This is a genomic window from Mesorhizobium sp. IMUNJ 23033, from assembly GCF_044778005.1.
GTDB lineage: Bacteria > Pseudomonadota > Alphaproteobacteria > Rhizobiales > Rhizobiaceae > Mesorhizobium > Mesorhizobium amorphae_A.
Genome location: NZ_JBJACT010000018.1, coordinates 45,516 through 70,527 on the forward strand (window position 1 = coordinate 45,516; position 25,012 = coordinate 70,527).

Sequence of the window (25,012 nt, forward strand, 5' to 3'; positions counted from 1 at the left end):
CTCAGGCGGCTTTTACCAGCCCCATGCCCTCGAATTGGTGATAGCCGATCGCCGTTGCAAGCACGGATCTGGGAACGCCACCGAACGGCTTTTCGACCGTGGCATCGAAGGCGGGATAGGCGGCCTTGCGGTCGACGGCCAGCGCTGCCAGCGCCACCGCGAAGGGGAACTGCGCTTCCTTCATGTGGCCGGTCAGCGTTGAGAACGCGCGCGCTGCAATCGCCGGATGGGCGTCGAAAGTTGCTTTCTCGGCGGCGGTGGCGGCATGAGCGCCGGAAGCACCTGACATCACCAGCAATTCACCGTCAGGCAATGCAGTCTGGTTGAGCAGTGTGGCGATCTCGGCGTCGAGTTCGCCCAGCCGCCGCCTGGCGCGTCCGGAGACGATGTGGCCGAGTTCGGCGTAGATCTTGCGCCCACGGCTTTCAGCGTGCTCGCGCTGCTCCAGCACCAGGAAGGCGCCGCCGGAGCCGGTAACCACGCCACCGCCTTCGCCGCCCTGTCTTTGCCAGACTGGTTTCCAGGCGCCGCGATGCAAATAGCCGGCCAGCTCGTAGCCGAGCAGCATGTCGGAATGTTCGGTCTGGAAGGCGCCGCCAACCAGCACATGCGTCGACTGTCCCGAGCGGATGCGCGCTGCGGCCGTCTCGACCGCGGCGACGCCGGCACCTTCCTCGCCCATGAAAGTGCGCGACGAACCGGTAACCTTGTGGACGATGGAGATGTTTCCGGCGAGCAGGTTGGACAATTGCGCCAGGAACAAGGTCGGGCGCAATTCGGTGGTCAGTTTCTCGTTGAGCAGCACGTCGCGGTCGTTGCGGCTTTCCGAAGCGGCGAGGATCGCGGCATCGACCGCCTCGTCGCGCTCGCCGCCGCCGGCGGCCACCACCATGTCCATGGTCGCGCAGAGCTCGTCATTGCCCTTGATGCCGGCATCGTCCAGCGCCAGGCCGGCGGAATAGGTGCCGAGCCGCTGCCAGGTCTCCATCTGCCGCTGGTCGCCGCGCTTGGCGATCTGCAGGTTCCAGTCGATGTCGGGCAGCGGGTGGATGGTGTAGGGCGCAAAGCGCGCGGCCTCCAGCACCGGCTGCAGGCCCGGCTGGGCGAGCTTCTGCCAGTGCGCATCCGGACCTTCTCCCAGCGAAGAGACAAGGCCGATGCCGGTGATGACGACGTCGCGGGGGCTGCTCATGGGCGGCTTTGTTTGTGGGTTAGGCGGCAGAGCGCGTCAAGGTCACGCGCTCAACTGACGTCAGGCGGTCTTGGCGGCGACCAGCGCGTCGATCTTGGCGCACAGGTTCTTCATGACGAAGTAATCGTCGGTCGAGGCCTTGCCGTCATTGACCTCCTGCGTCCACTTCTCCAGCGGCACCTTGATGCCGAATTCCTTATCGATGGCAAAGACGATGTCGAGGAAATCGAGGCTGTCGATGCCGAGATCGTCGATGGTGTGGCTTTCGGGCGTGATCGTCTCGATATCGATCTCGCTGGTGTCGGCAATGATCTTGGCGACTTTGTCGAACGTGGTGGACAAGGGCTCTTCCTTCGGTTGCGGGCGGAATCTGTCCGCATCTTGTTTGGGCGCTGTCTAATCGGTTTTTCCGGGCAGGAAAAGGCCTGATACGCCGGGCGCAGATGGGATGCCTCCCTTGCAAAGACAAGAAGGGCCGCCGGTTTGTCCGGCGGCCCTTCCCATTTGACGCAAGGTCAGCTCAATCGCGGAGCTTGACCAGGTCGTTCAGCAGCCCGCCCGTTCCGTTGTGGACGGTCAGCCGCTCGACCTTTCCGGCGATGGTCTCCAGAGCCTCGAGCTCCTTCAGACGCAGCATCACCGGGTTCTCGGCCATCACCCGGGCCGTGTTGAGCAGCGAACGCGTCGCGTTCGTCTCCTCGCGACGGCGGATGACGTTGGCCTCGGCCTGCTTTTCGGCCGAAACCACCTGGTTGAGGATTTCGCGCATCTCGCCCGGCAGGATGACATCCTTGAGCGCGATATCGCTGACCTCGACCCCGACCTCGGCCATGTCGGCGCGGACCTTGCCGGCGGCCTCCTCGTCGACCGTCACCTTCTTCTCGAGGATCTGGTCGAGCGTCAGAGCGCCAAGCGTCTTGCGGAAGGCGTACTGCAGGGCGCGGTAGAGGGCTTCCGCGAAGTCCTTCACAGCGCTCACCGCCTTGACCGGATCGACGACCCGGTATTCGGCGGCGATGTTGACGCGGATCGTGACGCGATCCTTGGTCAGCACTTCCTGCCCGGCGACATCGAGCGACTGGCGCTTGAGGTCGACGACCTTCACCTGCACCATGCGTCCGACGTTCCAGAACGCATGCACGCCCGCCGTGAGCGTCCGCACAAGGACACCATCGACGAACAGCAGTCCGGCCTGGCCGTCGACGACCGGATGGACGGACATCAGTTCCGTCTTCCGCGCCTGGCCGATCCGGCGCATGACCGCAGGATCGATCGCCAGTTCCGCGGCAGTGTCGACCAGCGTCACCTTCCACGGTCCGGCATCCGTCCACAGCACGAGCTTGCGGTCTGGCGCCAGGACGGCATGGAGGTTGCCGTCACGCTCGATGACGGCGACATCCGTGCGCCCGGTGCGAATGACGGTGAAATGACGCGCGGCCACATCCGGGAGCTTGTCGAACAACGCCTTCTCGTACGCCGAAACGAATTCCGGGTTCTTCAGATCGTGCCGCGAGACTTCAAGGCTCTGGCGCCGGTTGGCGAGCCAGTGCTCGCCCGGCATCAGGACAGCCTTGATCTCACCCTTGTAGAGGGTGACGGCACGCTCGTTTTCCTTAACAAGGACGCGCTCGCGTCCCAAAACCTTATCGAGAATGGTCATTGTCTTACTCCTGTCGGGCATGGCCCCATGCGAGGCGTCACGTCATGCGTCGATCTTCCTTTTCGTTTCTCGTTTCGCTTCGTCTCTTGCTTCACGTCCCGGCACGATGATCCAGGGACCGGTGGCGTCAATTCGCGGCGGGCCTTCGGGAGCGGATCGCGGGGCGGCGAAGCGGGCGCCGGAAGCCGAAGCTTCCCTTGCCGGCGGCGCTGCGCCTTGATCGTCACCGCGGGCCTGGCCGCGAGCCGACGGCGTCAGACCTTCGGTGCGGTCTCGGCCCGAAGGCTTCGGCCGTCCGTCAGGTCTTCAGCATTCCGGTCCCCGGACCGCTTTTCAGATAACACCGTGAAAGGGTGGTGGCCTATCAGCCATTGGAGAAGGATTCGAACCTTCGACCGTCAGATCATGAGTCTGATGCTCTACCCAAACTGAGCTATCCGTGGTGCAGACAGCAGGATTCGAACCTGCGACCTCCGGACCCAAATCCGGCGCTCTCCCCCTGAGCTACATCCGCGATCCCAACCCCCGAAACGGCGCCGTACACAGGACGGCAAAGCCACCTGCGCGGGCGGAGGCGAAAGCTCCAACCGTTGTGCTCGCTTCGGTTTTCGTGACCGGGAGCGCGCCTATAGCCCCTGCGACGGGTTGTCGCAAGCGGCATTGTCGCGGCATATTTGCGGCTTCCCTCGATGGTGGCATTTCGGCAACACTCGCTCGGCGCCCGGGCAGGGCCTTCGGTGCCGTCAGAAGGTGACGCGGCCGAGCACGCGCAAGCCGTCGCCCTGCGGCTCGACCACCACCGCTTCGCCTTCGCGCGGCGACACGCCGGTCAGCGCCACGATGTTCTCCAGATGGGTGACCAGGACCAGATTGTCCGAGCCGGAATAGCCGCGGATCTCGGTCATCACCGCTGTGAGCTGCGCGGCCTTCTCCGCCGGATCGGTCTTCAGCAGGTCAAGCGGCGCGAAGGGCTCCGGATCGGCCTCGAAGGCGATCCGAGCAGTGTCGAGGCAACGGCAATAGCGGCTGGACAGAACGCGCTCGATCGGGGCGGCGCGGGCGGCGAACAGCGCACCGATCCGGCTTGCCTGCTGCTGGCCGCGCGCCGAAAGGTTGAGCTGGGTCGGGCATTTGGCGATGTCTAAATTGGCCGGATCGGTGGTGCCGGTGACCATGGCGTGGCGAAGCAGCACGACATGTCCGCCGTCACGCAGCAACGCCCAGCCGGCATCCGTCGCGTGGGCTGTGGCGGGAGCGACGAGCAGGAGCAGCACCAACAGAAATCGAACCATCAGTTATCTTTCTCCCGGTCGCCGGCAGGTGGTCCGGTGACCGGCATATAGGGACGGCAAAGCCGGCTGAAAGACAAGTGAGGGTCAAAGGGCCCCGTTTTCGCGCCATGCGGTTTGGAAGGGGCAGGGCGATTGCGCCGCACTCAGGGCTCGCCTATCACGGGAAAAATGTCTCCGCTGACCGAAACCGTCCTCTTCGTCTTCAGTCTTGTCGCGCTCGGCTATCTGGCCGGGCTCACCGGCTATCTCAAGCCGGCGAGTGGCGAGGGCATTTCCGAATTCGCCATCAACGTGGCGATGCCGCTGCTCTTGCTTCAGACGATGGTGAAGTCCGATTTCCACGGCGTCGCGCCATGGTCGTTGTGGGGCGCCTATTTCACGGCGTTCGCCATCACCTGGGCCGCCGGCCATCTGGTCACCACGCGGATATTCGGGCGAGACGCCCGCGCCGGCGTGGTCGGGGGCGTTTCGTCGGCCTATTCCAATGTGGTCCTGCTGGGAGCCCCCTTCATCCTCGGCATTTTTGGACAGGACGGGTTCGAGGTATTGTCGCTGCTGGTTTCCATTCACCTGCCGGTCACGATGGCCGCCTCGATCATCCTGTTCGAGATGTTCGGCCGCGGCGGCAACGAGCCTGTGCATCCGCTGCGCGTCATCCAGAGCTTCTTACGGCGGCTGTTCGTCAATCCGCTGATCATCGGCATCCTGGTGGGGCTTGCCTGGCGCATCACCGGGGCGCCGCTGCCCGATCTGGTCATGCGGCTGGTCGATGCGCTGGCCGCCACGGCAGGGCCGGTCGCGCTGTTCGCGATGGGGCTCAGCCTGCGCCGCTTCGGCATCTCCGGCAATGTCCTGCCGGCGCTCGCTTTGTCGGCGTTGAAGCTGTTCCTGATGCCGGGGCTGGTGCTCAGCCTGGTCTGGCTGTTCGGCCTGCCGCCTTTGACGGCGAAGGTGGCGGTCCTGGTGGCAGCGCTGCCGTCCGGCATCAATACCTATCTCATCGCCGTGCAGTTCAACACCGGCCAGGCGCTGGCATCGAACCAGATGACCATCGCCACGGCGAGCGCGGTGGTCACCACGGCTTTCTGGCTGACGGTGGTGGTCCACATTTTTGGATAAAACCGGGGCACTCGGGCCGGAATCCGGGAGGGCGTGCTCTCGCCTTCTCTGGCCCAACCCCTATATGCCATATTGCGATTGCTTGCCGGGCTCGCCCTAGGTAAAGAGCAATGCCCCAGCGTGCCGGCTTCGAGGGCCTTTGCGCACGCTCCACCGAAGAAATCAGCGACCGGCCCGCGCGCCGAACGGAGGTTAGACCATGCTTCAGAAAACCAGCCATTTCATGCGGCAGGCCAATCTCATCAACGGCGAATGGGTGCAGGCCGACAGCGGCCAGACGGTCGACGTCAACAATCCGGCCACCGGCCTCAAGATCGGCACCGTGCCGAAGTCGGGCAAGGCGGAGACCCGCCGCGCCATCGAGGCTGCCCATGAAGCCTTCAAGACCTGGCGCAAGACCACCGCGCTCGAGCGCTCGAAGCTGCTGCGCAAGCTGCATGACGCGATGATGGATAATCAGGACGTGCTGGCCGAGCTCTTGACCATCGAGCAGGGTAAGTCGCTGTTCGAATCCAAGGGCGAGATCGGCTCGGCCGCGTCCTACATACTCTGGTTCGCCGAGGAAGGCCGCCGCACCTATGGCGACGTCGTGCCGTCGCCGTGGGCGGACCGCCGCATCCTGGTGACCAAGGAGCCGGTCGGCGTCATCGCCGCCGTCACGCCGTGGAATTTCCCGTCCTCGATGCTCGCCCGCAAGCTCGGCCCGGCGCTGGCCGCCGGCTGCACCGCCGTGGTCAAGCCGGCGACGCAGACGCCTTATTCCGGCCTGGCCTGGGGCGCGCTCGCCGAGGAAGTCGGCTTCCCAAAGGGTGTCGTCAACATCCTGACCGGTGCCGCCGCCGAAATCGGCGACGAGATCTGCGCCAATCCGCTGGTGTCGAAGATCACCTTCACCGGCTCGACCGAAATCGGCAAGATGCTCATCCAGAAGGCGTCGGTGACCGTCAAGAAAGTGTCGATGGAACTCGGCGGCAATGCGCCGTTCATCGTCTTCGACGATGCCGATATCGAGCGTGCCGTCGCCGGCGCGATCACCGCCAAGTACCGCAACTCAGGCCAGACTTGCGTTTGCACCAACCGCTTCCTGGTTCAGGCCGGCGTCTATGACAAGTTCGTCGAAAAGCTCGCCGCCGCCAGCGACAATCTCAAGGTCGGTTCCGGCCTCGAAGAGGGCGTGCAGCAGGGGCCGCTGATCGACGAGAAGGCGGTCGAGAAGGTCGAGGAACTGATCGCCGACGCGACCTCCAAGGGCGGCAAGGTCGTCGCCGGCGGCAAGCGCCATGCGCTCGGCGGCTCGTTCTTCCAGCCGACCGTGATCGCGAACGCGACGCCGAAGATGCGCTTCATGAAGGAAGAGATATTTGGACCGGTCGCGCCAGTCTTCAAATTCGAGACCGAGGAAGAGGCAGTCACTCTGGCCAACGACACCGAATTCGGCCTTGCCTGCTATTTCTACACCGGCGATCTCGGCCGCGCCTTCCGGGTCATGGAAGGGCTGAAATACGGTATGGTCGGCGTCAATGAAGGCCTCATCACCACACCGGAAGCGCCGTTCGGCGGCGTCAAGGAATCGGGCCTCGGCAAGGAAGGCGGACATCAGGGCATCGAGGATTATCTCGACACCAAATATGTCTGCATCGGCGGCCTCGGCTTCTGATAGCCATCGGAAGAGCGGGGCAGGCGCAAGCCTGCCCTTTCGATACGTCAAACCCGGCCGAAAGACGCAACCGGCCGAAGTCGATAGATCAACGAACTGACTTTCGGGCATGACGATGAAGGACGGCGAGGTCTTCGGTACGACGCAGGCGGGCGATGCCGTCCGCCGCTTCACCATCCGTGGCGGCGGCCTCACCGCCAACATCATCGGGCTGGGCGCGATCATCCAGGATTTGCGCCTCTCCGGACATGATGCGCCGCTGGTGCTGGGCTACGACCGTTTCGAGCCCTACGAGACCGACAAGGCGTTCTTCGGCGCGGTCGTCGGGCGCTATGCCAACCGCATCCGCGACGGCCGCTTCACCATCGCCGGCAACCGCTACCAGACGGAACGCAACTTCCTCGACAAGCACACATTGCATGGCGGCTCTGAAGGCTACTTCCACCGGCCGTGGATCGTCTCGCTGCACGGCCGGGACTTCGTCACGCTGTCCCTGCATGACCCCGACGGCACGATGGGCTTTCCCGGCGCGCTCGACGTGACCTGCACCTACCGGCTAAAAATCCCGGGTACGCTCAGCGTCGAGTTGACCGCGACCTCAGAGGAGCCGACACTGTGCAATCTCGCGCAGCATTCCTATTTCAACCTCGACGACGGCGGCGCCGGCGATATCCTCGACCACCGGCTGATGCTCAATGCCGGCGCCTACACGCCAATCGACGGCGAGATGATCCCGACCGGCGCGGTCAAGCCGGTCGACGGCACGCCCTTCGACTTCCGCCAGGCGCGACCGCTGCGCATGGAGAGCGAGGGCGAGCAGCTTCCCTACGACCTGAATTTCTGCCTCGCCCCGACACGCGGGCCGCTGAAGCAGGCTTCCTGGGCGCAAGGCGCGACTTCCGGCGTCGAGATGGAGGTGTGGACCACCGAGCCCGGCCTGCAGCTCTATACCGGCCAGTATTTGACGCCGTCCTCAGCGGGACTGGAGGGTCGCCAGTACAAAGCGTTCTCGGGCTTCTGCCTGGAGGCGCAGGTCTGGCCGGATGCACCGAACCGGCCGTATTTCCCACAAGCGACGCTGTGGCCCGGGCAAATCTACCATCAGGTGACGGAATATCGGTTCCGCCTGCCTTAACCGTCAAATGCCACTCGAAGGGTTTCGAACGGAGCGAGCGCGCCGCGCACCTGCACGACGGCGGCGGCGACGCGATGCGCGCGCAGTGCGGCGTCCACCGGGGCATGGCCGGCGAGTCGGGCGGCGAGGTAGCCGCCATTGAAGGAATCGCCGGCGCCGGTGGTGTCCACAGGGGTCGCGACGTGGACCGCCGGAACCGGGTGAAAGGCTCCGTTCGTCGCGATAAGCGCCGCTTCCTCGCCGTTCTTGACGACGACTTCACCGGCCAGCTTTCCGAGCCGCTCCGCGGTCGCCTGCGACGTGGTATCGCCGAACAGCATCTGCTCGTCGGGAAAGGTCGGCAGGGCGATGTCGGTGCCGGCAAGCGCTTCGAGGATCGCGGCTTGCGCGTCCTCGCGGTTGCGCCACAGGCGTGGCCGGTAGTTGGGATCGAAGGCGACAAGCGAGCCGGCCGCGCGGGCCTTGGCCACCGCCGCCAGCAATGTCTTGCGCGCGGCGTCGTCCAGAATTGCCAAGGTGATTCCGGAAAAATAGACAAGCGCTTGGTTTTCCAGGCTTTTTGCCAGGGCGGCTGGGTCCGAAGCGAGCTGCCTGGCGGCCGCGTCGGCGCGCCAGTAGGTGAAGGCGCGTTCGGCGCCGGTCAGCGTGATGGCATAGAGGCCGGGCCGGGCTCCCGTGATGATCGGGCTCTGGCCGATGCCGATGCCGTTTTCGGCGAAGAAAGCAATCTGTGCCTGCGAGAACGGGTCGTCGCCGAAGGCCGAGACATAGGTCGCCGGCCGGTCGTTGCTCAGCGCATGCAGCGCCCACAGCGTGTTGAACGTGTCGCCGGCAAAGCCCATGCGCCAGTTCGGCCCGGCCTGGCCTGACAGTTCGAGCATGCACTCACCGATCGAGGCGATTCCCGTCATGTATCTCCCTCCAGGCAATTTTGCTGCTGTAGCTTTTTGCGATCGGCAGCGCCATGCTTGGCGCAGGCCGTTTTTTGCGCCAGAAGCGTTTTCCCCCGTGGGACGCGATCCGCCCGCTGCAACGTTATCTTGGAAAAGGAACCGGTTTGGCATCCCTATGGCGTTATCTTCTCGCGGGCCTCGGTCTGGCCGCCTTGCTGGTCGGCATCCTGGCGATCGTCTACCTGACCGCTCCGCAGACGGCGCCGGGTGCCGACACGTCGCGCTCGAAGACGACGGCGAACGGGCTGTTCGTCGCCAGTTTCCAGCCGGAACGGGGCGTCATCAGGCAAGGCGAATTGCAGTCCTGGCTGCTGACGCTGAAAACAGTCAAGGGGGCTCCTGTGGAAGGGGCGGCGATCACGGTTTCCGGCGGCATGCCGCTGCACAATCACGGCCTGCCGACCAGTCCGCAGGCGACCGACTATCTGGGCAAGGGGCGCTACCGCATCGACGGGCTGAAGTTCACCATGAGCGGCTGGTGGCAGCTGCGCTTTGCCATTTCCGCGGCGGCCGGCTCCGATACGGTCGTCTTCAATGTGGTGTTGTGAGCAGCCGATGAGGCGCCTTGCCAGTCTTTCATGCGTTCTCGCTCTTGGCGCGTTTGCCGTGCTGGCCGGCCGCGGCAAGCCGCAGTTTTCCGATGGCGAGAAGAAAACCATCGCCTCGCTGGCGTTGAACACGTTGCCGGCGTTGAAGCCCGACACTACCAACCGTTTTGCCGACGTACCTGCCGCCGCGGCACTTGGTTCGACGCTGTTCTTCGATCAGGGCATGAGCCGCGACGGGACGGTCTCCTGCTCGACCTGCCACAAGATCGATCGCCAGTTCCAGGACGACCTGCCGCAGGCGGTTGGCATCGGCCGCACCAACCGGCGCACCATGCCGCTGGCGGGTGTCGCGCGCGGTCCGTGGTTCTTCTGGGACGGGCGCCGCGATAGCCTGTGGGCGCAAGCGCTGACGCCGCTCGAAAATCCGCTCGAGCAGGGCGGCAACCGCGCCGCCTTCGCGCATTACATCAAGAAGCGTTTCGGCGAGCGCTACGAGCGCATCTTCGGGCCGCTGCCTGATCTTTCGAGCGTGCCCGCCAATGCCAGTCCGCTCGGCACCGATGCCGAGAAAGCAGCCTGGAATGCCATGCACGACAGCCAGGCCGAGGACGTCAATCGCGTCTTTGCCAATATCGGCAAGGCGATCGCCGCCTTCGAGCGATCCATCGAGCCGCCGCAGACGCGCTTCGACCGTTTTGCAATCGATCTGGCGTCGGGCGCCAAGCCGCAGGGCGACGATGCGTTTTCGCCTGAGGAGATCCTCGGGCTGAAGCTGTTCATCGGCAAGGCCAATTGCGTGACCTGCCACAACGGCCCGCGCTTCACCGACAACAGTTTTCACAACACCGGTGTGCCGCCGGTTGCCGATCTGCCGCCGGACCGCGGACGAATCGACGCGGTGGCGCAGGTCGAGGTCGATCCGTTCAACTGCTTCGGCGCTTTCCGCGACGGTGACGACAGCGCCTGTCGTGAACTGCGCTTCATGGTCAAGACAGGGCCGGAACTGATCCGTGCCTACAAGACGCCGTCTCTGCGGGGTGCAGCGACGCGACCGCCCTATATGCATGCCGGGCAGTTTTCGTCGCTGGACGAGGTGGTGGCGCATTATTCGAAGGCGCCGGCGAGTGTCGAAGGCGTGTCGGAAGTCCACCCGCTGCAGCTTTCAGACCGTGAACGCGCCGCACTGGTGGCGTTTTTGAAGACGCTGGCCGAGTGAGTTAGCGGTCCTTGACCGTCTCCATCGCCACGAAGGTCGAGGTCTGGGCGACGTGGGGGAGCGCCGAGATACGCTCGCCGAGCACGCGCCGATAGGCGGCGATGTCGGTGGTACGGACCTTCAGAAGATAGTCGAAGCTCGACGCCATCATGTGGCACTGCTCGATCTCCGGCACGGCCTGGACGGCGCGGTTGAAAGCGTCAAGGGCGGCCGAACGGGTGTCGGACAGTTTCACCTGGACGAAGGCGACATGGCCTTCACCCATGCGCTCACGATCAATGATCGCCTGGTAGCCGCGGATGAAGCCGTCCATCTCCAGCCGCTTGACCCGCGCCTGCACCGGTGTCTTCGACAGGCCGACCTTGCCGGCCAGTTCCGACATTGAAAGCCGCCCATCGCGCGCCAATGCCGACAGGATATTCCGGTCGATGCGGTCCAATTGGTCTTCGGTCATCGATTTGACGGTCATATTGGTGAGGAGTTGGCGCAAATGATAGATCAATCAGCCTGCCTTGTCGATTTCTTTGGACCGACCGAAATCCGCAATTGTGCTAGCTTGCGCCATTCGGTCCGGTGACCGCCGGCCCGCTCCCTCTTGCTCGTTCACAGGACCGCCATGCCAGCGCTCGATGCCATCCGCCAGCAGATCCGTGCCAACTATCTGCCCGCCGAAGACGCGGCCGTGAAGCGGCTGGCCGAGGCGACAGAACTGTCGACGAAGGACCGCAACGCGATCTCGGCCCGTGCGGCCGATCTGGTGCGGGCGGTGCGCGGCTCCTCCGATCCCAGGCTGATGGAGGTCTTTCTCTCCGCCTACGGCCTGTCGACCAAGGAGGGCGTGGCGCTGATGTGCCTGGCCGAAGCGTTGCTGCGCGTGCCCGACACCGAGACGATGGACGATCTGATCGCCGACAAGATCGCGCCGCATGACTGGTCAGCGCATTCGGGCGGCTCGAGTTCGATCTTCGTCAACGCCTCGACCTGGGCGCTGATGCTGACCGGGCGTGTGCTCGACGAAGGCGAGGGTGGCATCGAAGGCACGCTGCGCGCCATGGTGCGCAGGCTCGGTGAGCCGGTCATCCGCAAGGCGGTCGCGGCAGCGATGCGCGAAATGGGCGAGCAGTTCGTGCTTGGCCGCAGCATCGCCGAGGCGGTCAAGCGCGGCCGACCGATGACGCAGAAGGGCTATCTCTATTCCTTTGACATGCTGGGCGAGGCGGCCCGCACCGAGGCCGACGCGCTGCGCTATCACAAGGCCTATGCCGACGCCATTTCCTCGCTCGACTCCGGTTCCAATGGGCCGGACATCCGCCAAAACCACGGCATCTCGGTCAAGCTGTCGGCGCTGCATCCGCGCTATGAGGTGGCGCAGAAGGAAACGATGCTGCCGGTCATGGCCGAGCGGCTTCTGTCGCTGGCGTTGGCGGCGCGGCATTCGCGCATGGGCCTCAACATCGACGCCGAGGAGGCCGATCGCCTCGACCTGTCGCTCGACGTCATCGAGCGCGTGCTGGCAGAGCCGGAGCTTGCCGGCTGGAACGGCTTTGGCGTCGTCGTCCAGGCCTATGGCCCGCGCGCCGCCTTCACCATCGACTGGCTCTACGCGCTGGCGAAAAAGTACGACCGCACCATCATGGTGCGGCTGGTCAAGGGCGCCTATTGGGACACCGAGATCAAGCGGGCGCAGACGCTCGGGCTCGACGGCTATCCGGTCTTCACCCGCAAGGCCAACACCGACGTCTCCTACATGGCCTGCGCGAAGAAGCTGCTGTCGATGACCGGCCGCATCTATCCGCAATTCGCCACCCACAACGCCCATACCGTGGCCGCCATCCTGTCGATGGCGACGAACCGCGATGCCTTCGAGTTCCAGCGCCTGCACGGCATGGGCGAGGCACTGCACGAGACGGTGCGCCAGGCCGAAGGCACGCGCTGCCGCATCTATGCGCCGGTCGGCGCCCATTCCGACCTGCTGGCCTATCTGGTCCGCCGGCTGCTGGAGAACGGCGCCAACTCCTCCTTCGTCCACCAACTCACCGATGAGGAGGTCGAGCCGGAGGATATCGCCCGCGATCCATTGGAAACGGTCGAGAAGCAGGGACCGGCCGCCAATCCGGCTATCGCCCGGCCCTTTGCCATCTTCGGTGGCGGACGCCGCAACTCCAGGGGATTCGACATCACCGATACGGTGACGCTGGCTGCGATCGAAAAGGCGAAGGCGAAATTTGCCGGGTCGGACCGCTGGCACGCCAAGCCGATCACCCGCGCCGCCGGCTACGGCAAGCAGCGTCCGATCACCAATCCAGCGAAGCCAGACGAAGTGGTGGGTTCTGTCCACGAGGCGGACGCCAAGCAGGTCGCGACCGCCGTGCGCATCGCGGTAGAGGCGCAGCCGGCATGGGCGAAACGCCCCGCCGCCGAGCGCGCCGCGATCCTCAACCGCGCCGCCGACCTCTATGAAGCCAATGCCGTCGAGTTCTTCGCGCTGGCCACACGCGAGGCCGGCAAGTCACTCGCCGATGGTGTCGCCGAGGTGCGTGAGGCGGTCGACTTCCTGCGCTATTACGCCGCCGAGGCGGTCAATGCCGAGAGCGGCACGCAGGCACGCGGCGCGATCGTCTGCATCTCGCCGTGGAATTTCCCGCTCGCCATCTTCACCGGCCAGATCGCGGCCGCGCTGGTCACCGGCAATTCGGTCGTTGCCAAGCCGGCCGAGCAGACGCCGCTGATCGCCTTCCGCGCCGTCGAAATGCTGCGCGAGGCCGGCGTGCCGGAAGACGTCATCCAGTTGCTGCCGGGCGATGGTCCGTCGGTCGGCGGCCCGCTGACCGCCGATCCGCGCATTGCCGGCGTCTGCTTCACCGGCTCGACCGAGGTCGCCAAGCTGATCGAGAAGCAGCTGGCCGAGACCGCCGCGCCCGACGCCATGCTGATCGCCGAGACCGGCGGGCTGAATGCGATGATCGTCGATTCCACAGCGCTTCCCGAACAGGCGGTGCGCGACATCCTTGCCTCGGCCTTCCAGAGCGCCGGCCAGCGCTGCTCGGCACTGCGCGTGCTCTACGTGCAGAAGGACGTCGAGAAGAAGATGCTGGAGATGCTGAAGGGCGCCATGGAGGCACTCAACCTCGGCAACCCCTGGCAGATTTCGACCGATGTCGGTCCGGTCATCGACGACGAGGCGCAGGCCTCGATCCGCGACTATTGCACGAAAATGGGTCTGCAGGGTCGGCTGATCGCCAAGCTCGAAGCGCCGAAGAATGGCCGCTTCGTCGCGCCGCATGTGTTTCGGGTCAAGGGCATCGAGGAGATGGAGCGCGAGGTGTTCGGCCCGGTGCTGCATGTCGCCACCTTCGACGCCGACGAGATCGACGCCGTCATCGCCGCGATCAACCGCAAGGGCTATGGCCTGACCTTCGGCCTGCACACCCGCATCGAGGGCCGCGCCCAGCATTTCGTCGACGGCATCCACGCCGGCAACATCTATGTCAACCGCAACCAGATCGGCGCCGTGGTCGGCTCGCAGCCCTTCGGCGGCGAGGGGCTGTCCGGCACCGGACCGAAGGCCGGCGGGCCACATTATCTGAGGCGCTTCCGCAAAGGGCCGGAGGCGGGCACGCATATCGAGGACGGCCATAAGGTGACGGCGACCGAGCTTGCCGACAATCTGCCCGATCCGACGCTTGGCGGCTGGTCGACGCGGCCCGATCGTGTGGCCATCCTGCGCAAGCATCTGCGCGGCAAGGGTGCGGCGGCCATCGGGGCTGCCGCCAGCATCGATTTCGGCCAAGTCGACCTACCCGGGCCGACCGGCGAAGCCAACACGCTTTCGCTGTCGCCACGGGGCCGGGTGCTCTGCCTCGGTCCCGATCAGGACACGTTGCTGGCGCAGGCGATCCAGGCACTCGCCGCCGGCAACGCGGTGCTCGCCGTCGCGCCAGGGGCGCCGGCGGCACTGTCGGCGCTGACCGGCAAGGGCCTGCCGCTGGCGGCCATCGACGGCCGTCCCGATCCGGTCGAGGCGCGTTCGCTACGCGTCGACGTCGTCGCCTTCTCCGGCACGCCCGAGGCCGCGCGCATCGTGCGCAAGGTGATCGCCGAGCGAAGCGGCCCGATCGTGCCTTTGGTCAGCGAGGTGCTCAACCCGGCGGCCTATGCGCATGAGCGTGCTGTCTGCGTCGACACCACGGCGGCGGGCGGCAATGCCAGCCTGCTGGCCGCGGCCTAGGTTTTCGTACTTCGCTCGCCTGCGTCGAGTTGCAAAGGAAAAGCTGCCGGATGAACATGGGTGGCAATTCGAGCGGGCGAGGCCGATCAGATGGAAGACACGTCCCCACCGTTTGAGCTGCCGCGCGTGGCGGTGGTCATTACCTGCTACAATTACCGCCCATACGTCGAACAGGCGATCCGCTCGGTGTTGGCGCAGACCTACCGGAACTGGGACTGCGTCATCGTCGACGATGCCTCGACCGACGGCTCGGCCGAACATGTCCGCGAACTCCTCCAGGCGATTGGCAACCCGCGCCTGCGGCTGCTGGCGCGCTCGGAGAATGGCGGGCAGATCGCGGGATTTCGCGATGGCTTTGCCGCGACCGACGCGCCTTTCGTTGCATTCCTCGATGCCGACGATATCTGGCTGCCGAATTTCTTGCTTGCGCATCTGTCGGCGCATCTGAACCCGACGCGAACGGCGTCGCTATCCAGCTCGGATGTTTTCTTCGTCGATAGCGAGCGGACCTTGCTCGCGAGCACCTATGTCGTGCTGCGCAAGCCGCGACCGGAACCGGAGGCGGCCGGGATCGGCATTCCGGCCTTCAGGCAGCTTGGCGCGATGGCTGGCGAGCTTGCCTATCAATCGGACCATCCGGTGACCTATTTCGGACCCGGCGCCTATGGCTGGATGTGGGCGCCGACCTCGTCGATGGTTTTCCGGCGCGGTGCGCTGGAACCGGTTCTGGCGTTCCCGTTTCGGGTGAAGACAGGGACCGACTACTTTGCCGCGACATGCGCGCATCTGGCCGCTGGCAGCCTGATCCTGTCCGAGAGTCTCGGCCTTTATCGTCTGCATGGCGCCAACGCATCGGCCGGCGCTGCCTATGCCGGCGGCCATGTGCAGCAATCGCTGGCCTATCTTGCCCACGAAGCGACCATGGGCGCGGATGTCCTCGATTATGTGCTGGCCCATGCGGAGCGGCTACGCGCCATCAACGGCAGGGATTTCGTGCCCGGGTTCCTTGCGCAGCATGTCCGGCGGTTCGGCACTCTGGCCGCCGATCCCCGGCTGACGCCGTTTCTCAGTAGCAAGAACCGCCGGCGACAGTTGCGCAAGCGCTTCACGCGGAGAGTGCGGCGGCTGTTCGGTTGGGCGCCACGCTGACACGCGTTGCCCGGCGAAGCTTCAGATCTCCTCGGGCGCGCAGCCGAATTTCAGCAGATTGCCATGCGGGTCCCGGAGGTAGAACTCCTTCATGTTCCATGGCCGCACGGTGAACGGGCTGAGTTTCTCGACGCCGCGCGCTGAAAATTCGGCGTGCAGCGCCGGCACCTCGCCACCCCTGATGTAGCAGGACGAAACTTCGGGCAGTTTGAGGTCGTCGCTCTTCCAGAAATGGATCTCGATTTCGCCACGGCGCACGATCAGATAGTCGTCCATCTCCGGCCCGACGATGCCGAAGCCGAGCTCATCGCAATAGAAATCGCGCGTCGCCGCGATGTCGGGCGAGGGCAGGACCGGGATGCTACGGGCCGGGTCGGCCGCGGGCGATGCCATCTCAGGCGCCTTCGACGACGGAAAAGCCCTCGAATTGCGGATGGCCGAGATAATGGACTTTTGTCGTGCCGGTGTTGCGGTGCGCGGCGCGGAAATTCTCCGACTTGGTCCAGGCGACGAAATCATCGTGGCTCGCCCACACCGTGTGCGAGGCAAACAGCGTGTAGCCTTCAGCTTCGTTGACCGGGCCGCGCAGCAGATGGAATTCCCGAAAACCTTTCATCTCCGAAAGGCTGGAATCACGGTTCTTCCAGACGTCCTCGAAGGCGGTTTCCGAGCCGTTCTGGACCTTGAAGCGGTTCATGGCGATGTACATGGGGTTCCTTTCAAAATGGCGAGCCAAGATTGTCTCAAAACGGCCCGATCGCACCGGTGAATTCCAGACTGTTCCCGACCTTTGCCGGGATGGGAGGGAAGGGCGCCGCCTTGCGAACGAAGCCGAGAACGATCTGGTCGAAAGTTGTCGAGCCTGAACTTTCGACGACACGCAGTTCATCGACGTTGCCCTGTCTGCCGATGACGAAGGTGACAACGGTGTTGGTGCGCGCCGTCGCTTGTAGCGAAGGCGGTACTGCTCGATAGACGCGGCCAAGTTTTCTGATGACGTCGCTACGGTAGCTCGCTTCCGCGACTGTCCCCACCTCGTTCTGCTTCCGGCCCTTGCTCGCCGTCCGCTCGGAGCGGTTCCGGCCATCCGTGGTGCCGCTCTTGTCTTCCGCCTCGCGGGATTTTTCGAAGACCGGTCTGGCGGTCGGAATAGGCGGTTGTGCGGGAACGGGAGGAGGGCTTTCGGTCTGGGTTTCTGTGGGCGCCGGCTTCTTGTCATCCTGAACGACGCTCTCTGCGTCGTCACGCGGGGCGCTGACGACAAGTATGTCAGGCTGAATCGGCTTTCTTTCGACCGCTTCCGGCGAAGGCTGTGGTTTCGGCGCCTCGGCGGGTCGAACCGGCGCTGTCGGCTGCGCTGGCTTGGGCGGCTGCGGGGCCGCCACCAAGGCGACATTCACGGCTGACGGTTCCGAGTTGAGCGCACTGCCCACGACGTTGGCGCCGGACCTGTCGCTGCCCTCCGTTTGGGCCGAATCCTGAAAATCGTTTCTTGCCGCCGGTGATATCAGCAAGGTCGCCGCCAACGCGCCATGGATCAAGCATGAGGCCGCGATCGCCACTGTCCACCTGCTGTTCTCGCCGCGCGGCCGGAGGTCGGCCAGCGACTCGCCCGGAGCCACTGTCAATTCGCTGCTGGTGTCGGAGATTTGGGGGATGTCCTGCATGGCGCGGGCGGAAAATTGCCGCGACCTGTGCGAGATTGTCAAATCAAGATCGGTTGCCTGCCACGGCAGCGGACCGGAGACGGGCCAAGCCGCGGTGTCTTCCATGAAGGCGGGATGCAGTCCCACTGTCGCCCTCAGACGCCGAAAGCAATGCCGGTCTTTGTCTCGGTCTTCATCTTGCGCATGCAGGCGCCCGGCTCGACGCCGCTGCCCGCGCATTCGGTTGCGCTGTTGATCAGCACGCGACTGACCTTGGCGCAGTCCGTTCCCGCCAGGTCGAAGCGCGTCACCTTGGTCTTGCCGTTGGGCAGGTCCTTGAAATCGAGCACGGTCAGCCGGTCGACGACGCCGGCGTCGTTGAACAGCGCAATCTCGAACGCCGCCTTGGTAAGGTCGGCGCCTAGTGCATTGTTGACCACGAAGGTCAGCCGGCAGCCCTTCTCGGAGGGCTGCGCGCCGTTGAGTTCGAGCGTGAGGACAGGGGCCGGCGCGGACTGGGTCCACGCCGGCACCGTCGCAAGCGACATCGCCAGCGCCGAGGTCAGCAGACGAAGCGATGTCGTCAAGTTCATTCGTCAGCCTCCAAAGCCCATGGTTGCCGCCAGCTTCAGCGTGACGCCGGGTTCGTAGAGGACGGCGGTGGTGCTTCCGTTCAGCGGATTGGTATATTTGACATCGAACAAATTGTCGGCGCGGAAGTCCACCTTCAAATTGTCGGTCGCCTGGTAGCTGGCGAAGGCGTTGACCAGCGTATAATTCTTGGCCACGGGATTGCCCTTGGGCTTGCCGTTGTATTGCACTTCGCCGCCCACGGTCAGCTTGTCCTCGAGGAAGCGAACGCCAAGCTGCGCCGTCACCTGGGAGGACGGGATGGTGGCGAGGTCGGCCCGCTCGCCTTCATACGAGATGGTGTGACCGTTGATGATCGAGGCCGAGAGCCTGGCATAACCCCAGCCGGCGTCGTAGACGCTTTCCAGTTCGAAGCCGTTGATCTTGGCCTTGGCGAAGTTCTGGTACTGGAAGCAGATCGGAATGCCCGGGCCGAATGGGCAACCGCTGGTCGGGTCGAAGGGCGAGAGCGTCACGCCCTCGATGTAGTCGTCGACATTGTTGTTGAAGTAGGCGGCCTTCAGTCGCAGCGCGTCGCCGGCTTCGAGAATGTCGTTCTGCTTGTAGTTGATACCGAACTCGGTGGTCTTGCCGGTTTCGGGCCGCAGATTGGGATTGGGCAGGAACGGGAAGCTGACGCCGGCCGGATGGTTGCCGCTGATCAGCGTTTCGGTCAGCGACGGCGATCGGTAGCCTTCCGCATAGGTGCCGTAGAACTGCAGACCGGCGAGGCCGGCGCTTTCGAATGGCGAGACACCGACGGTGATGCGCGGCGACAGCCTGTCGCCGGATGTTTCGTTGCTCGAGTCCTTCAGGCTGTAGTTGTCATAGCGCAGGCCGGTGATGACTTCGAGCCAGTCCCAGGTCAGCTTGTCCTGGACGTAGCCGCCGGAGACGTTGCGCTTGCCCGACGGCGTATAGAAACTGTCGCCGCCGGCCGTGCCGCCCGTCTCGACATTGTCGCCCACCCAGTCGCCGCCATAGGTCAACTCATGCGCGATGCCCGCGGTCTCGAAGCGTGACGTGTTCCAGATGTCGATGCCTGTGGTGCCGACATCGAAGGTCGATATCGAGCCCGCCGGCAGCACCACGGGAAGGCCGGTGACCGGATCGAACCGGTTTTGCGCAACAAGTGTCGTCAGATCGAGGTTGGTCTTGTTGTAGGAGGCGTTGATGTGGAGGTCGAGCCAGCTCTTGGCGTCGTCGGTGATCTTGTAGCGAGCGGTGAAGGTGTTCGACTTCAAGTCGACATCGTTCGCCGGCACGCCGCTGCTGGTCTCTGTCCATCCGTCGCTCGAGCCGACCCAGCCGAGCTTCAATTCGCTGTTTTCGCTCGGGCGGATCGTGGTCTTGAGCAGGCCGCTCAATACGTCGAAGCCGGTGCCGGCAACGGTGTCGCCGCCGCCATTCTTGTAGTCGTCATAGTTGCGGTAGACGATGTTGCCCAGCACATCCCAGTTTTCGTTGAAGCGGTGAGCGCCGCTGGCACTGGTGGTCCAGCCCTTGCCGTTGCTTTCATAGCGCCCGGTGACGGAGCCGGCCCAGGTTTCCTCTGGCTTGAGGAAGTCCTCGACGTCTTTGGTGTCGAAGAAGACGACGCCACCGATGGCGCCGGAACCATAGGTGTTAGCGACCGGGCCGCGGATGACGTCGACGGATTTGATGAGCTCGGGATCGACATAGAAGGTCGATTGCGTGCCGTGGTCGGAGCGCTGGAAATTCTGCCTGGCACCGTCGACGATGACGGCGACTCGGCCGAAATCCTGCAGGCCGCGGATGTTGATGCTGGAGCTGACGCGCCGTGCGTCGGCCTGTACCGCGACGCCCGGCACGCCGAGCAGCATCTCGTTTGGCGTCGTCGCCATGCGGCGGTCGAGCTGTTCGCGGTCGACATGGCTGGCCGAGGCCAGCGATTCGATCGCCGTTTCGCCGGTGCGGCTTATGACAAGGATCTTGTCGAGCAGTGTTGCGCCTGCCTCGGCAGGCTTAGGCTCTTCCGTCTTCTTCGGCTCATCCGTCTGGTCAGCCGCCGGTTGGGCGGCCTGCTGGGCATTGGCGGGCGGTGCGAACAATGCGATTGCCGCCGCACCTGCCAGCAATGTGGCCACTCCCTTTGCCATCGATCGATGCGCCGGGCCAGCGCTGTCCGCCAGGCCCAGTCCCCAATTCGCCAACCCCATGCCCCAACTCCAAAAATCCAGGTTCGATGCTGGCTGGCCCGGGGCTCGCTGGCATTTTTTCATTGCGTTCCGGCGTCTTAAATGTTGACTCATTTAGTCCGGTATTGCACTGACTAGTAAACATGATTATTCAAGTCAAGAAATGAATCGGCATTTTACGCAGGCGCCCGGCCAGGTGGCCGGCACAGGAAAGGGACCGACCAGATGAACACGCACAATCCCAGTGACTTCCGCTATCGCGTCCGCCGCTCCGACGACACATCAGCCCGTTTCGACCGGGTTCCGCTGGCGGTGCGGACGCTCTCCAGCAACACGCTGTTCCAGGGCGAGCACGAGATCGGCATCGAGCATCATGGCGCGCTCTACCGGCTGAAGATCACCCGCCAGGGCAAGCTTATCCTCAACAAGTAAGGTACCGACATGGACCAGCGCGTGAAACCTTCCCCGCATGAAATCCGGCGGGCGCGGGAAGACAATCCCAAAACGCGCGAGCGCGATCTCGCCGCCGAGCTCGGCATTTCGGAGGCCGAACTCGTCGCGGCGCATTGCGGCGAAGGCGTTGTTCGCGTCGAGCCGCGCGTCAACGATCTCCTGACCGGCCTCGAAGCCGTTGGCGAGGTGATGGCGCTGACTCGCAACGAAAGCGCGGTGCACGAGAAGATAGGCATCTACGACAAGGTCGTCACCGGCAACCACAATGCCATGGTGTTAGGCGAGAACATCGACCTGCGCATCTTCCCGAAAGTCTGGGCGCACGGCTTTGCCGTCGAAAAGCGCGATGGCGGCGACATCCGCCGCAGCCTGCAGTTCTTCGACGCGGCCGGCGAAGCCGTGCACAAGGTGCATCTGCGGCCCGCATCCAACCTCTATGCCTATCAGAAGCTGGTGGCGGGGCTGGAATCGTCGAACCAGGAACCGACCGTGGCGGTCTCGGCAAGCGGCGCCGAGGAGGAGAACGAGGTCCAGGGTGCCGCTGCCAGTGTCGACGATCTGCGCGATCAGTGGAGCAGGCTGACCGACGTGCACCAGTTCTTCGGCATGCTGAAGACGCTCAAGCTCAGCCGCCGCCAGGCGGTGCGCATGGTCGGTCAGGACTATGCCTGGCTGGTCGACAACGACGCTGTCAGCGCCATGTTCCATCATGCCGCCGCCGGTGAAATGCCGATCATGTGCTTTGTCGGCAATCGCGGCTGCATCCAGATCCATTCCGGCCCGGTCAAGTCGATCAAGCCGATGGGGCCTTGGATCAATGTGCTCGACGAGACCTTCCATTTGCATCTGCGGACCGACCACATCCACGAGGTCTGGGCCGTGCGCAAGCCGACCAAGGACGGCCATGTGACTTCGCTCGAGGTTTATGGCGCCGACGGCAAGATGATCATCCAGTTCTTCGGCAAGCGCCATGAGGGCGAGGGCGAGCGCGACGACTGGCGCTTCCTGGCCGAGAACCTGCCGCGCATCCCAAGCCCGACCGCGGCCTAGAGCGGTTCAACGTTTGATAGAATGGTTGAGCCGCTCTAACTCTTTGTTTTTACGCAATTCCGGGCGGAAAGCCGCTACGCACTTTTCCTGGAATTGCTCTAAGGAAACATGACGATGATTTCATTGCCCCGGTTGTTTCGTGCGACGCTTGTCCCGGCGATCGGCCTCTCGCTGCTTCTCGCCGTCTTGCCGGCCCGCGCGAGCGAAACCGTTGCCGCCTTTGCCGACACATCCAGGATCGCGGCGATCGGCGGTTCGATCACCGAGATCGTCTATGCGCTTGGCCAGCAGAGCCATTTGGTCGCGCGCGACTCGACAAGCCGCTATCCCGAGGCGGCGCTCCAACTGCCTGATGTCGGCTATATGCGTCAGCTGTCACCGGAAGGCGTGCTGTCGGTCAATCCGTCGGGAATCCTGGCGCTGCATGGCAGCGGCCCGAAGGAAGCCGTCGACGTGCTGAAGAAAACCAGCATCCCTTTCATAGAGGTGCCGGAACGCTACAGCCATGAGGGCATCCTCGAAAAGATACGCATCGTCGGCAAGGCGCTTGGCGCCGAGGACAAAGCCGAGACACTGGCGGGCGAAGTCGACGCCAAGCTGAAGGCGGCGGAGAAACAGACGGCCTTGATCAAGGAGCGCAAGCGCATCCTGTTCGTACTGTCGATACAGGGTGGCAAGATCCTTGCCGCCGGCAGCGAGACCGCCGCCGACGGCATCGTCAAGCTGGCCGGCGCCGTCAACGCCGTCGAAGGCCTTTCCGGCTACAAGCAAATGTCGGACGAGGCGATCGTCACCGCCAGGCCTGATGTCATCCTGATGATGAAGAATGCCGGACCGGCCGTGTCCGACGACGAGTTGTTTTCGCACCCGTCCATCGCCTCGACGCCGGCGGGGAACACTCGCAAGGTGGTTCGGATGGATGGCGGCTACCTGCTCGGCTTCGGGCCGCGCACGGCCGACGCCATCCACGATCTTGCCGTCTCGCTTTATGGCGGCCAGGTCACGGACTGAGCGGATGGCGGATCAGTCGATCGCTGGCGTGGCGGGCGGGATGGCGACGGCAGCCGAAGGCGACCGCTCGGCGCGTGCGCGCCTCGTCATCCTGCTTTTGTGCCTAGCGCTTGGCGTCTCGATTTTCCTGTCACTGACCTCAGGCGCGTCCGACGCCTCGGCCGTCGGCGTCATCGGCGACTGGCTGTTCGGTTCGGTGCCGGGCGACGCGGCGTTGAACGCCCGCGACCAGCTGATCGTCTGGGACATCCGCATGCCGCGCGTGCTGCTCGGCGTGCTGATCGGGGCGGCACTCGCCGTGTCGGGCGCAGTGATGCAAGGGCTGTTCCGCAATCCGCTCGCCGACCCCGGCCTCATCGGCGTCTCGGCAGGCTCCAGCCTCGGCGCGGTCGCTGTCATCGTGCTCGGTGCGACAGTCCTGGCGCCGGTAACCGCCTTGCTCGGTACGCTTGCGCTGCCGCTGGCGGCCTTCGTCGGCGGTCTTGCCACGACACTGGTGCTTTATCAGGTTGCCACGCGGCGCGGGCAAACCTCGGTTGCCACCATGCTGCTCGCCGGTATCGCGCTGGCGGCGCTTGCCATGGCGCTGACCGGTATCCTGATCTTCATGGCCGATGACCGGCAGCTGCGCGACCTGACTTTCTGGCAGCTCGGCTCACTGGCCGGCGCGACCTGGCAGAAGATCGGTTCCGTCGGGCCGGTCATCGGGCTGGCGCTGGCGGCGATGCCGTTCCTGGCGCGGGGTCTCAATGCGCTGACGCTCGGCGAGGCGACCGCCGGCCATCTCGGCATTCCAGTCCAGCGGCTGAAATACACGGCGATCGTTGGTGTTTCGGCGGCGGTGGGCGCCTCCGTCGCGGTCAGCGGCGGCATCGGCTTCGTCGGCATCGTGGTGCCGCATCTGCTGCGGCTCTTGATCGGGCCCGACAATCGCTATCTGCTGCCGGCCTCGGCCTTGCTCGGCGCCTCGCTGCTTTTGCTGGCAGACGCCGTTGCCCGCACCATCGTCGCGCCCGCCGAACTGCCGATCGGCATCGTCACCGCGATCGCCGGCGCGCCGTTCTTCCTCTGGATCCTGCTGCGCAAGCGCAGCATCGTCGACCTGTGAGGGCCGGATGATCGAGGCAAGGGATGTTTCGGTGGCGATCGCTGGCAAACCTATCGTTACCGGTGTCGATTTCGATGCGCGGCCGGGCGAAGTGGCCGCCATTGTCGGCCCCAACGGGTCCGGCAAGACGACCTTCCTCAAGGCCCTGTCGGGAGAGCTTGCCTATACGGGCAGCATTGCCCTCAACGGCCGCGACATGTCGGCGATGAGGCCGGTCGAGGCCGCGACGCAGCGAGCGGTGCTGCCGCAGGCGACGACGCTGTCCTTCCCCTTCACGGTGCGGGAGGTGGTCAAGCTTGGCCTCGTCGGCGGCCGTTCGGGTGTCTTGCCAGGCGAGGACGCGCGGCTGCCTGAACGCGCACTGGCGCGTGTCGACCTCGAGGGTTTTGCCGGACGCTTCTACCAGGAGCTTTCGGGCGGCGAGCAGCAGCGCGTCCAGTTGGCGCGCGTGTTGTGCCAGGTCTGGGCGCCGATGCTGGACGGCAAACCGCGCTATCTGTTCCTCGACGAGCCGGTTTCCAGCCTCGACATCAAGCATCAGCTGATCATCATGAACATCGCCCGCGACTTCGCCAGGCGCGGCGGTGGCGTGATCGTCATCCTGCACGACCTCAACCTGACGGCCATGTATGCCGACCGCATCCATGTCATGCATCGCGGACGGCTCGTCGCCGCCGGCGCGCCGCAGGATGTGCTCAGCGACGAGCTGATCGAAAAGGTCTTCGATTGCCGGCTGAAGGTCGGCGTGCTGCCGGCTGGCAACGTGCCGTTCGTGTTGCCGCAATCGGCCGCTTAGCGACAGCCAG

At 64.6% G+C, this 25,012-nt stretch carries 23 protein-coding genes and 2 tRNA genes; 12 read left to right on the forward strand and 13 right to left on the reverse strand.

Annotated features, from left to right (window positions below):
* Position 1: 1 nt before the first annotated feature.
* The 6 genes from ACFX5Q_RS19320 to ACFX5Q_RS19345 all read right to left on the reverse strand — a co-directional run bounded on the left by ACFX5Q_RS19320 (position 2) and on the right by ACFX5Q_RS19345 (position 4,144).
* Positions 2-1,192: a beta-ketoacyl-ACP synthase gene (locus tag ACFX5Q_RS19320; protein ID WP_404280573.1), complete on the reverse strand. Its 1,191-nt coding sequence runs from the start codon at positions 1,190-1,192 to the stop codon at positions 2-4.
* 60 nt (positions 1,193-1,252) lie between these two features.
* A complete protein-coding gene (locus tag ACFX5Q_RS19325) occupies positions 1,253-1,534 on the reverse strand; it encodes an acyl carrier protein (RefSeq protein ID WP_006203389.1) in 282 nt (93 codons plus the stop codon).
* Between the two features lie 178 nt (positions 1,535-1,712).
* Positions 1,713-2,852: a slipin family protein gene (locus ACFX5Q_RS19330; protein ID WP_404280575.1), complete on the reverse strand. Its 1,140-nt coding sequence runs from the start codon at positions 2,850-2,852 to the stop codon at positions 1,713-1,715.
* A 372-nt stretch (positions 2,853-3,224) separates the two neighbouring features.
* A tRNA-Met gene (locus tag ACFX5Q_RS19335) sits at positions 3,225-3,291 on the reverse strand.
* A gap of 1 nt (position 3,292) precedes the next feature.
* Positions 3,293-3,366 (reverse strand) — tRNA-OTHER (locus tag ACFX5Q_RS19340).
* A 229-nt stretch (positions 3,367-3,595) separates the two neighbouring features.
* Complete coding sequence (locus ACFX5Q_RS19345; RefSeq protein WP_404280576.1) at positions 3,596-4,144, reverse strand: histidine phosphatase family protein; 549 nt, start codon at positions 4,142-4,144, stop codon at positions 3,596-3,598.
* Positions 4,145-4,312: 168 nt separating this feature from the next.
* On the opposite strand from ACFX5Q_RS19345, the gene ACFX5Q_RS19350 reads away from it, so the two are divergent.
* From ACFX5Q_RS19350 to ACFX5Q_RS19360, 3 genes are all read left to right on the forward strand, one after another.
* The gene (locus ACFX5Q_RS19350) at positions 4,313-5,263 is read left to right on the forward strand and encodes an AEC family transporter (RefSeq protein WP_404280577.1); all 951 of its coding nucleotides are present in this window, start codon (positions 4,313-4,315) and stop codon (positions 5,261-5,263) included.
* Positions 5,264-5,462: 199 nt separating this feature from the next.
* Positions 5,463-6,920 carry an NAD-dependent succinate-semialdehyde dehydrogenase gene (locus tag ACFX5Q_RS19355; RefSeq protein ID WP_404280578.1) on the forward strand — a complete coding sequence of 486 codons (1,458 nt, stop codon included), beginning with the start codon at positions 5,463-5,465 and terminating at the stop codon, positions 6,918-6,920.
* Positions 6,921-7,029: 109 nt separating this feature from the next.
* The gene (locus ACFX5Q_RS19360; RefSeq protein WP_404280579.1) at positions 7,030-8,055 is read left to right on the forward strand and encodes an aldose epimerase family protein; all 1,026 of its coding nucleotides are present in this window, start codon (positions 7,030-7,032) and stop codon (positions 8,053-8,055) included.
* Here ACFX5Q_RS19360 and ACFX5Q_RS19365 read toward each other — a convergent pair.
* The gene (locus ACFX5Q_RS19365; RefSeq protein ID WP_404280580.1) at positions 8,052-8,966 is read right to left on the reverse strand and encodes a sugar kinase; all 915 of its coding nucleotides are present in this window, start codon (positions 8,964-8,966) and stop codon (positions 8,052-8,054) included. The two genes, ACFX5Q_RS19360 and ACFX5Q_RS19365, sit on opposite strands and share 4 nt — an antisense overlap.
* Positions 8,967-9,019: 53 nt before the next feature.
* On the opposite strand from ACFX5Q_RS19365, the gene ACFX5Q_RS19370 reads away from it, so the two are divergent.
* Entirely contained in the window at positions 9,020-9,556 is a 537-nt protein-coding gene (locus ACFX5Q_RS19370; protein ID WP_404280581.1) for a FixH family protein, read from the forward strand.
* Between the two features lie 7 nt (positions 9,557-9,563).
* Positions 9,564-10,772 (forward strand): cytochrome-c peroxidase, encoded by a 1,209-nt coding sequence (locus tag ACFX5Q_RS19375; protein WP_404280582.1) that lies wholly within the window; start codon positions 9,564-9,566, stop codon positions 10,770-10,772.
* Position 10,773: 1 nt separating this feature from the next.
* Here the strand turns inward: ACFX5Q_RS19375 and ACFX5Q_RS19380 are convergent, their stop codons facing one another.
* On the reverse strand, positions 10,774-11,226 hold the full coding sequence (locus ACFX5Q_RS19380) for an Lrp/AsnC family transcriptional regulator (protein ID WP_404280703.1): 453 nt from the start codon (positions 11,224-11,226) through the stop codon (positions 10,774-10,776).
* Positions 11,227-11,388: 162 nt separating this feature from the next.
* Between ACFX5Q_RS19380 and putA the strand changes: the two genes are divergently transcribed.
* Both putA and ACFX5Q_RS19390 read left to right on the forward strand, forming a co-directional pair.
* On the forward strand, positions 11,389-15,000 hold the full coding sequence (gene putA, locus ACFX5Q_RS19385; RefSeq protein WP_404280583.1) for a bifunctional proline dehydrogenase/L-glutamate gamma-semialdehyde dehydrogenase PutA: 3,612 nt from the start codon (positions 11,389-11,391) through the stop codon (positions 14,998-15,000).
* A 90-nt stretch (positions 15,001-15,090) separates the two neighbouring features.
* Positions 15,091-16,149: a glycosyltransferase family 2 protein gene (locus tag ACFX5Q_RS19390; RefSeq protein WP_404280585.1), complete on the forward strand. Its 1,059-nt coding sequence runs from the start codon at positions 15,091-15,093 to the stop codon at positions 16,147-16,149.
* A gap of 21 nt (positions 16,150-16,170) precedes the next feature.
* Here the strand turns inward: ACFX5Q_RS19390 and ACFX5Q_RS19395 are convergent, their stop codons facing one another.
* From ACFX5Q_RS19395 to ACFX5Q_RS19415, 5 genes are read right to left on the reverse strand one after another with little or no spacing between them, the layout of a single operon-like run.
* Complete coding sequence (locus ACFX5Q_RS19395; RefSeq protein WP_404280587.1) at positions 16,171-16,542, reverse strand: bleomycin resistance protein; 372 nt, start codon at positions 16,540-16,542, stop codon at positions 16,171-16,173.
* Position 16,543: 1 nt separating this feature from the next.
* On the reverse strand, positions 16,544-16,858 hold the full coding sequence (locus ACFX5Q_RS19400; RefSeq protein ID WP_006203404.1) for an antibiotic biosynthesis monooxygenase: 315 nt from the start codon (positions 16,856-16,858) through the stop codon (positions 16,544-16,546).
* 34 nt (positions 16,859-16,892) lie between these two features.
* On the reverse strand, positions 16,893-17,942 hold the full coding sequence (locus ACFX5Q_RS19405) for an energy transducer TonB (RefSeq protein WP_404280588.1): 1,050 nt from the start codon (positions 17,940-17,942) through the stop codon (positions 16,893-16,895).
* Positions 17,943-17,950: 8 nt separating this feature from the next.
* Positions 17,951-18,388: a hypothetical protein gene (locus tag ACFX5Q_RS19410; protein ID WP_404280589.1), complete on the reverse strand. Its 438-nt coding sequence runs from the start codon at positions 18,386-18,388 to the stop codon at positions 17,951-17,953.
* 3 nt (positions 18,389-18,391) lie between these two features.
* Positions 18,392-20,545, reverse strand: coding sequence for a TonB-dependent hemoglobin/transferrin/lactoferrin family receptor (locus tag ACFX5Q_RS19415; RefSeq protein WP_404280591.1), 2,154 nt, complete (start codon positions 20,543-20,545; stop codon positions 18,392-18,394).
* Positions 20,546-20,809: 264 nt separating this feature from the next.
* Between ACFX5Q_RS19415 and hemP the strand changes: the two genes are divergently transcribed.
* The 5 genes from hemP to ACFX5Q_RS19440 all read left to right on the forward strand — a co-directional run bounded on the left by hemP (position 20,810) and on the right by ACFX5Q_RS19440 (position 25,002).
* On the forward strand, positions 20,810-21,016 hold the full coding sequence (hemP, locus tag ACFX5Q_RS19420) for a hemin uptake protein HemP (protein ID WP_006203408.1): 207 nt from the start codon (positions 20,810-20,812) through the stop codon (positions 21,014-21,016).
* A 9-nt stretch (positions 21,017-21,025) separates the two neighbouring features.
* Entirely contained in the window at positions 21,026-22,087 is a 1,062-nt protein-coding gene (locus ACFX5Q_RS19425) for a hemin-degrading factor (protein WP_404280592.1), read from the forward strand.
* Between the two features lie 114 nt (positions 22,088-22,201).
* Entirely contained in the window at positions 22,202-23,098 is an 897-nt protein-coding gene (locus tag ACFX5Q_RS19430) for a hemin ABC transporter substrate-binding protein (RefSeq protein WP_404280593.1), read from the forward strand.
* Between the two features lie 4 nt (positions 23,099-23,102).
* Entirely contained in the window at positions 23,103-24,206 is a 1,104-nt protein-coding gene (locus ACFX5Q_RS19435; RefSeq protein ID WP_404280594.1) for a FecCD family ABC transporter permease, read from the forward strand.
* Positions 24,207-24,213: 7 nt separating this feature from the next.
* Positions 24,214-25,002 carry a heme ABC transporter ATP-binding protein gene (locus ACFX5Q_RS19440; protein ID WP_404280595.1) on the forward strand — a complete coding sequence of 263 codons (789 nt, stop codon included), beginning with the start codon at positions 24,214-24,216 and terminating at the stop codon, positions 25,000-25,002.
* Positions 25,003-25,012 lie beyond the last annotated feature (10 nt).

What these genes read in the sequence shown, in the direction of transcription:
- ACFX5Q_RS19320 (WP_404280573.1), bottom strand. Translation starts at nt 1,192, where the DNA reads ATGAGCAGCCCCCGCGACGTCGTCATCACCGGCATCGGCCTTGTCTCT.
- ACFX5Q_RS19330 (WP_404280575.1), bottom strand. Translation starts at nt 2,852, where the DNA reads ATGACCATTCTCGATAAGGTTTTGGGACGCGAGCGCGTCCTTGTTAAG.
- ACFX5Q_RS19345 (WP_404280576.1), bottom strand. Translation starts at nt 4,144, where the DNA reads ATGGTTCGATTTCTGTTGGTGCTGCTCCTGCTCGTCGCTCCCGCCACA.
- ACFX5Q_RS19350 (WP_404280577.1), top strand. Translation starts at nt 4,313, where the DNA reads ATGTCTCCGCTGACCGAAACCGTCCTCTTCGTCTTCAGTCTTGTCGCG.
- ACFX5Q_RS19355 (WP_404280578.1), top strand. Translation starts at nt 5,463, where the DNA reads ATGCTTCAGAAAACCAGCCATTTCATGCGGCAGGCCAATCTCATCAAC.
- ACFX5Q_RS19360 (WP_404280579.1), top strand. Translation starts at nt 7,030, where the DNA reads ATGACGATGAAGGACGGCGAGGTCTTCGGTACGACGCAGGCGGGCGAT.
- ACFX5Q_RS19365 (WP_404280580.1), bottom strand. Translation starts at nt 8,966, where the DNA reads ATGACGGGAATCGCCTCGATCGGTGAGTGCATGCTCGAACTGTCAGGC.
- ACFX5Q_RS19370 (WP_404280581.1), top strand. Translation starts at nt 9,020, where the DNA reads ATGCTTGGCGCAGGCCGTTTTTTGCGCCAGAAGCGTTTTCCCCCGTGG.
- ACFX5Q_RS19375 (WP_404280582.1), top strand. Translation starts at nt 9,564, where the DNA reads ATGAGGCGCCTTGCCAGTCTTTCATGCGTTCTCGCTCTTGGCGCGTTT.
- ACFX5Q_RS19380 (WP_404280703.1), bottom strand. Translation starts at nt 11,226, where the DNA reads ATGACCGAAGACCAATTGGACCGCATCGACCGGAATATCCTGTCGGCA.
- putA (WP_404280583.1), top strand. Translation starts at nt 11,389, where the DNA reads ATGCCAGCGCTCGATGCCATCCGCCAGCAGATCCGTGCCAACTATCTG.
- ACFX5Q_RS19390 (WP_404280585.1), top strand. Translation starts at nt 15,091, where the DNA reads ATGGAAGACACGTCCCCACCGTTTGAGCTGCCGCGCGTGGCGGTGGTC.
- ACFX5Q_RS19395 (WP_404280587.1), bottom strand. Translation starts at nt 16,542, where the DNA reads ATGGCATCGCCCGCGGCCGACCCGGCCCGTAGCATCCCGGTCCTGCCC.
- ACFX5Q_RS19400 (WP_006203404.1), bottom strand. Translation starts at nt 16,858, where the DNA reads ATGTACATCGCCATGAACCGCTTCAAGGTCCAGAACGGCTCGGAAACC.
- ACFX5Q_RS19410 (WP_404280589.1), bottom strand. Translation starts at nt 18,388, where the DNA reads ATGAACTTGACGACATCGCTTCGTCTGCTGACCTCGGCGCTGGCGATG.
- ACFX5Q_RS19415 (WP_404280591.1), bottom strand. Translation starts at nt 20,545, where the DNA reads ATGGCAAAGGGAGTGGCCACATTGCTGGCAGGTGCGGCGGCAATCGCA.
- hemP (WP_006203408.1), top strand. Translation starts at nt 20,810, where the DNA reads ATGAACACGCACAATCCCAGTGACTTCCGCTATCGCGTCCGCCGCTCC.
- ACFX5Q_RS19425 (WP_404280592.1), top strand. Translation starts at nt 21,026, where the DNA reads ATGGACCAGCGCGTGAAACCTTCCCCGCATGAAATCCGGCGGGCGCGG.
- ACFX5Q_RS19430 (WP_404280593.1), top strand. Translation starts at nt 22,202, where the DNA reads ATGATTTCATTGCCCCGGTTGTTTCGTGCGACGCTTGTCCCGGCGATC.
- ACFX5Q_RS19435 (WP_404280594.1), top strand. Translation starts at nt 23,103, where the DNA reads ATGGCGGATCAGTCGATCGCTGGCGTGGCGGGCGGGATGGCGACGGCA.
- ACFX5Q_RS19440 (WP_404280595.1), top strand. Translation starts at nt 24,214, where the DNA reads ATGATCGAGGCAAGGGATGTTTCGGTGGCGATCGCTGGCAAACCTATC.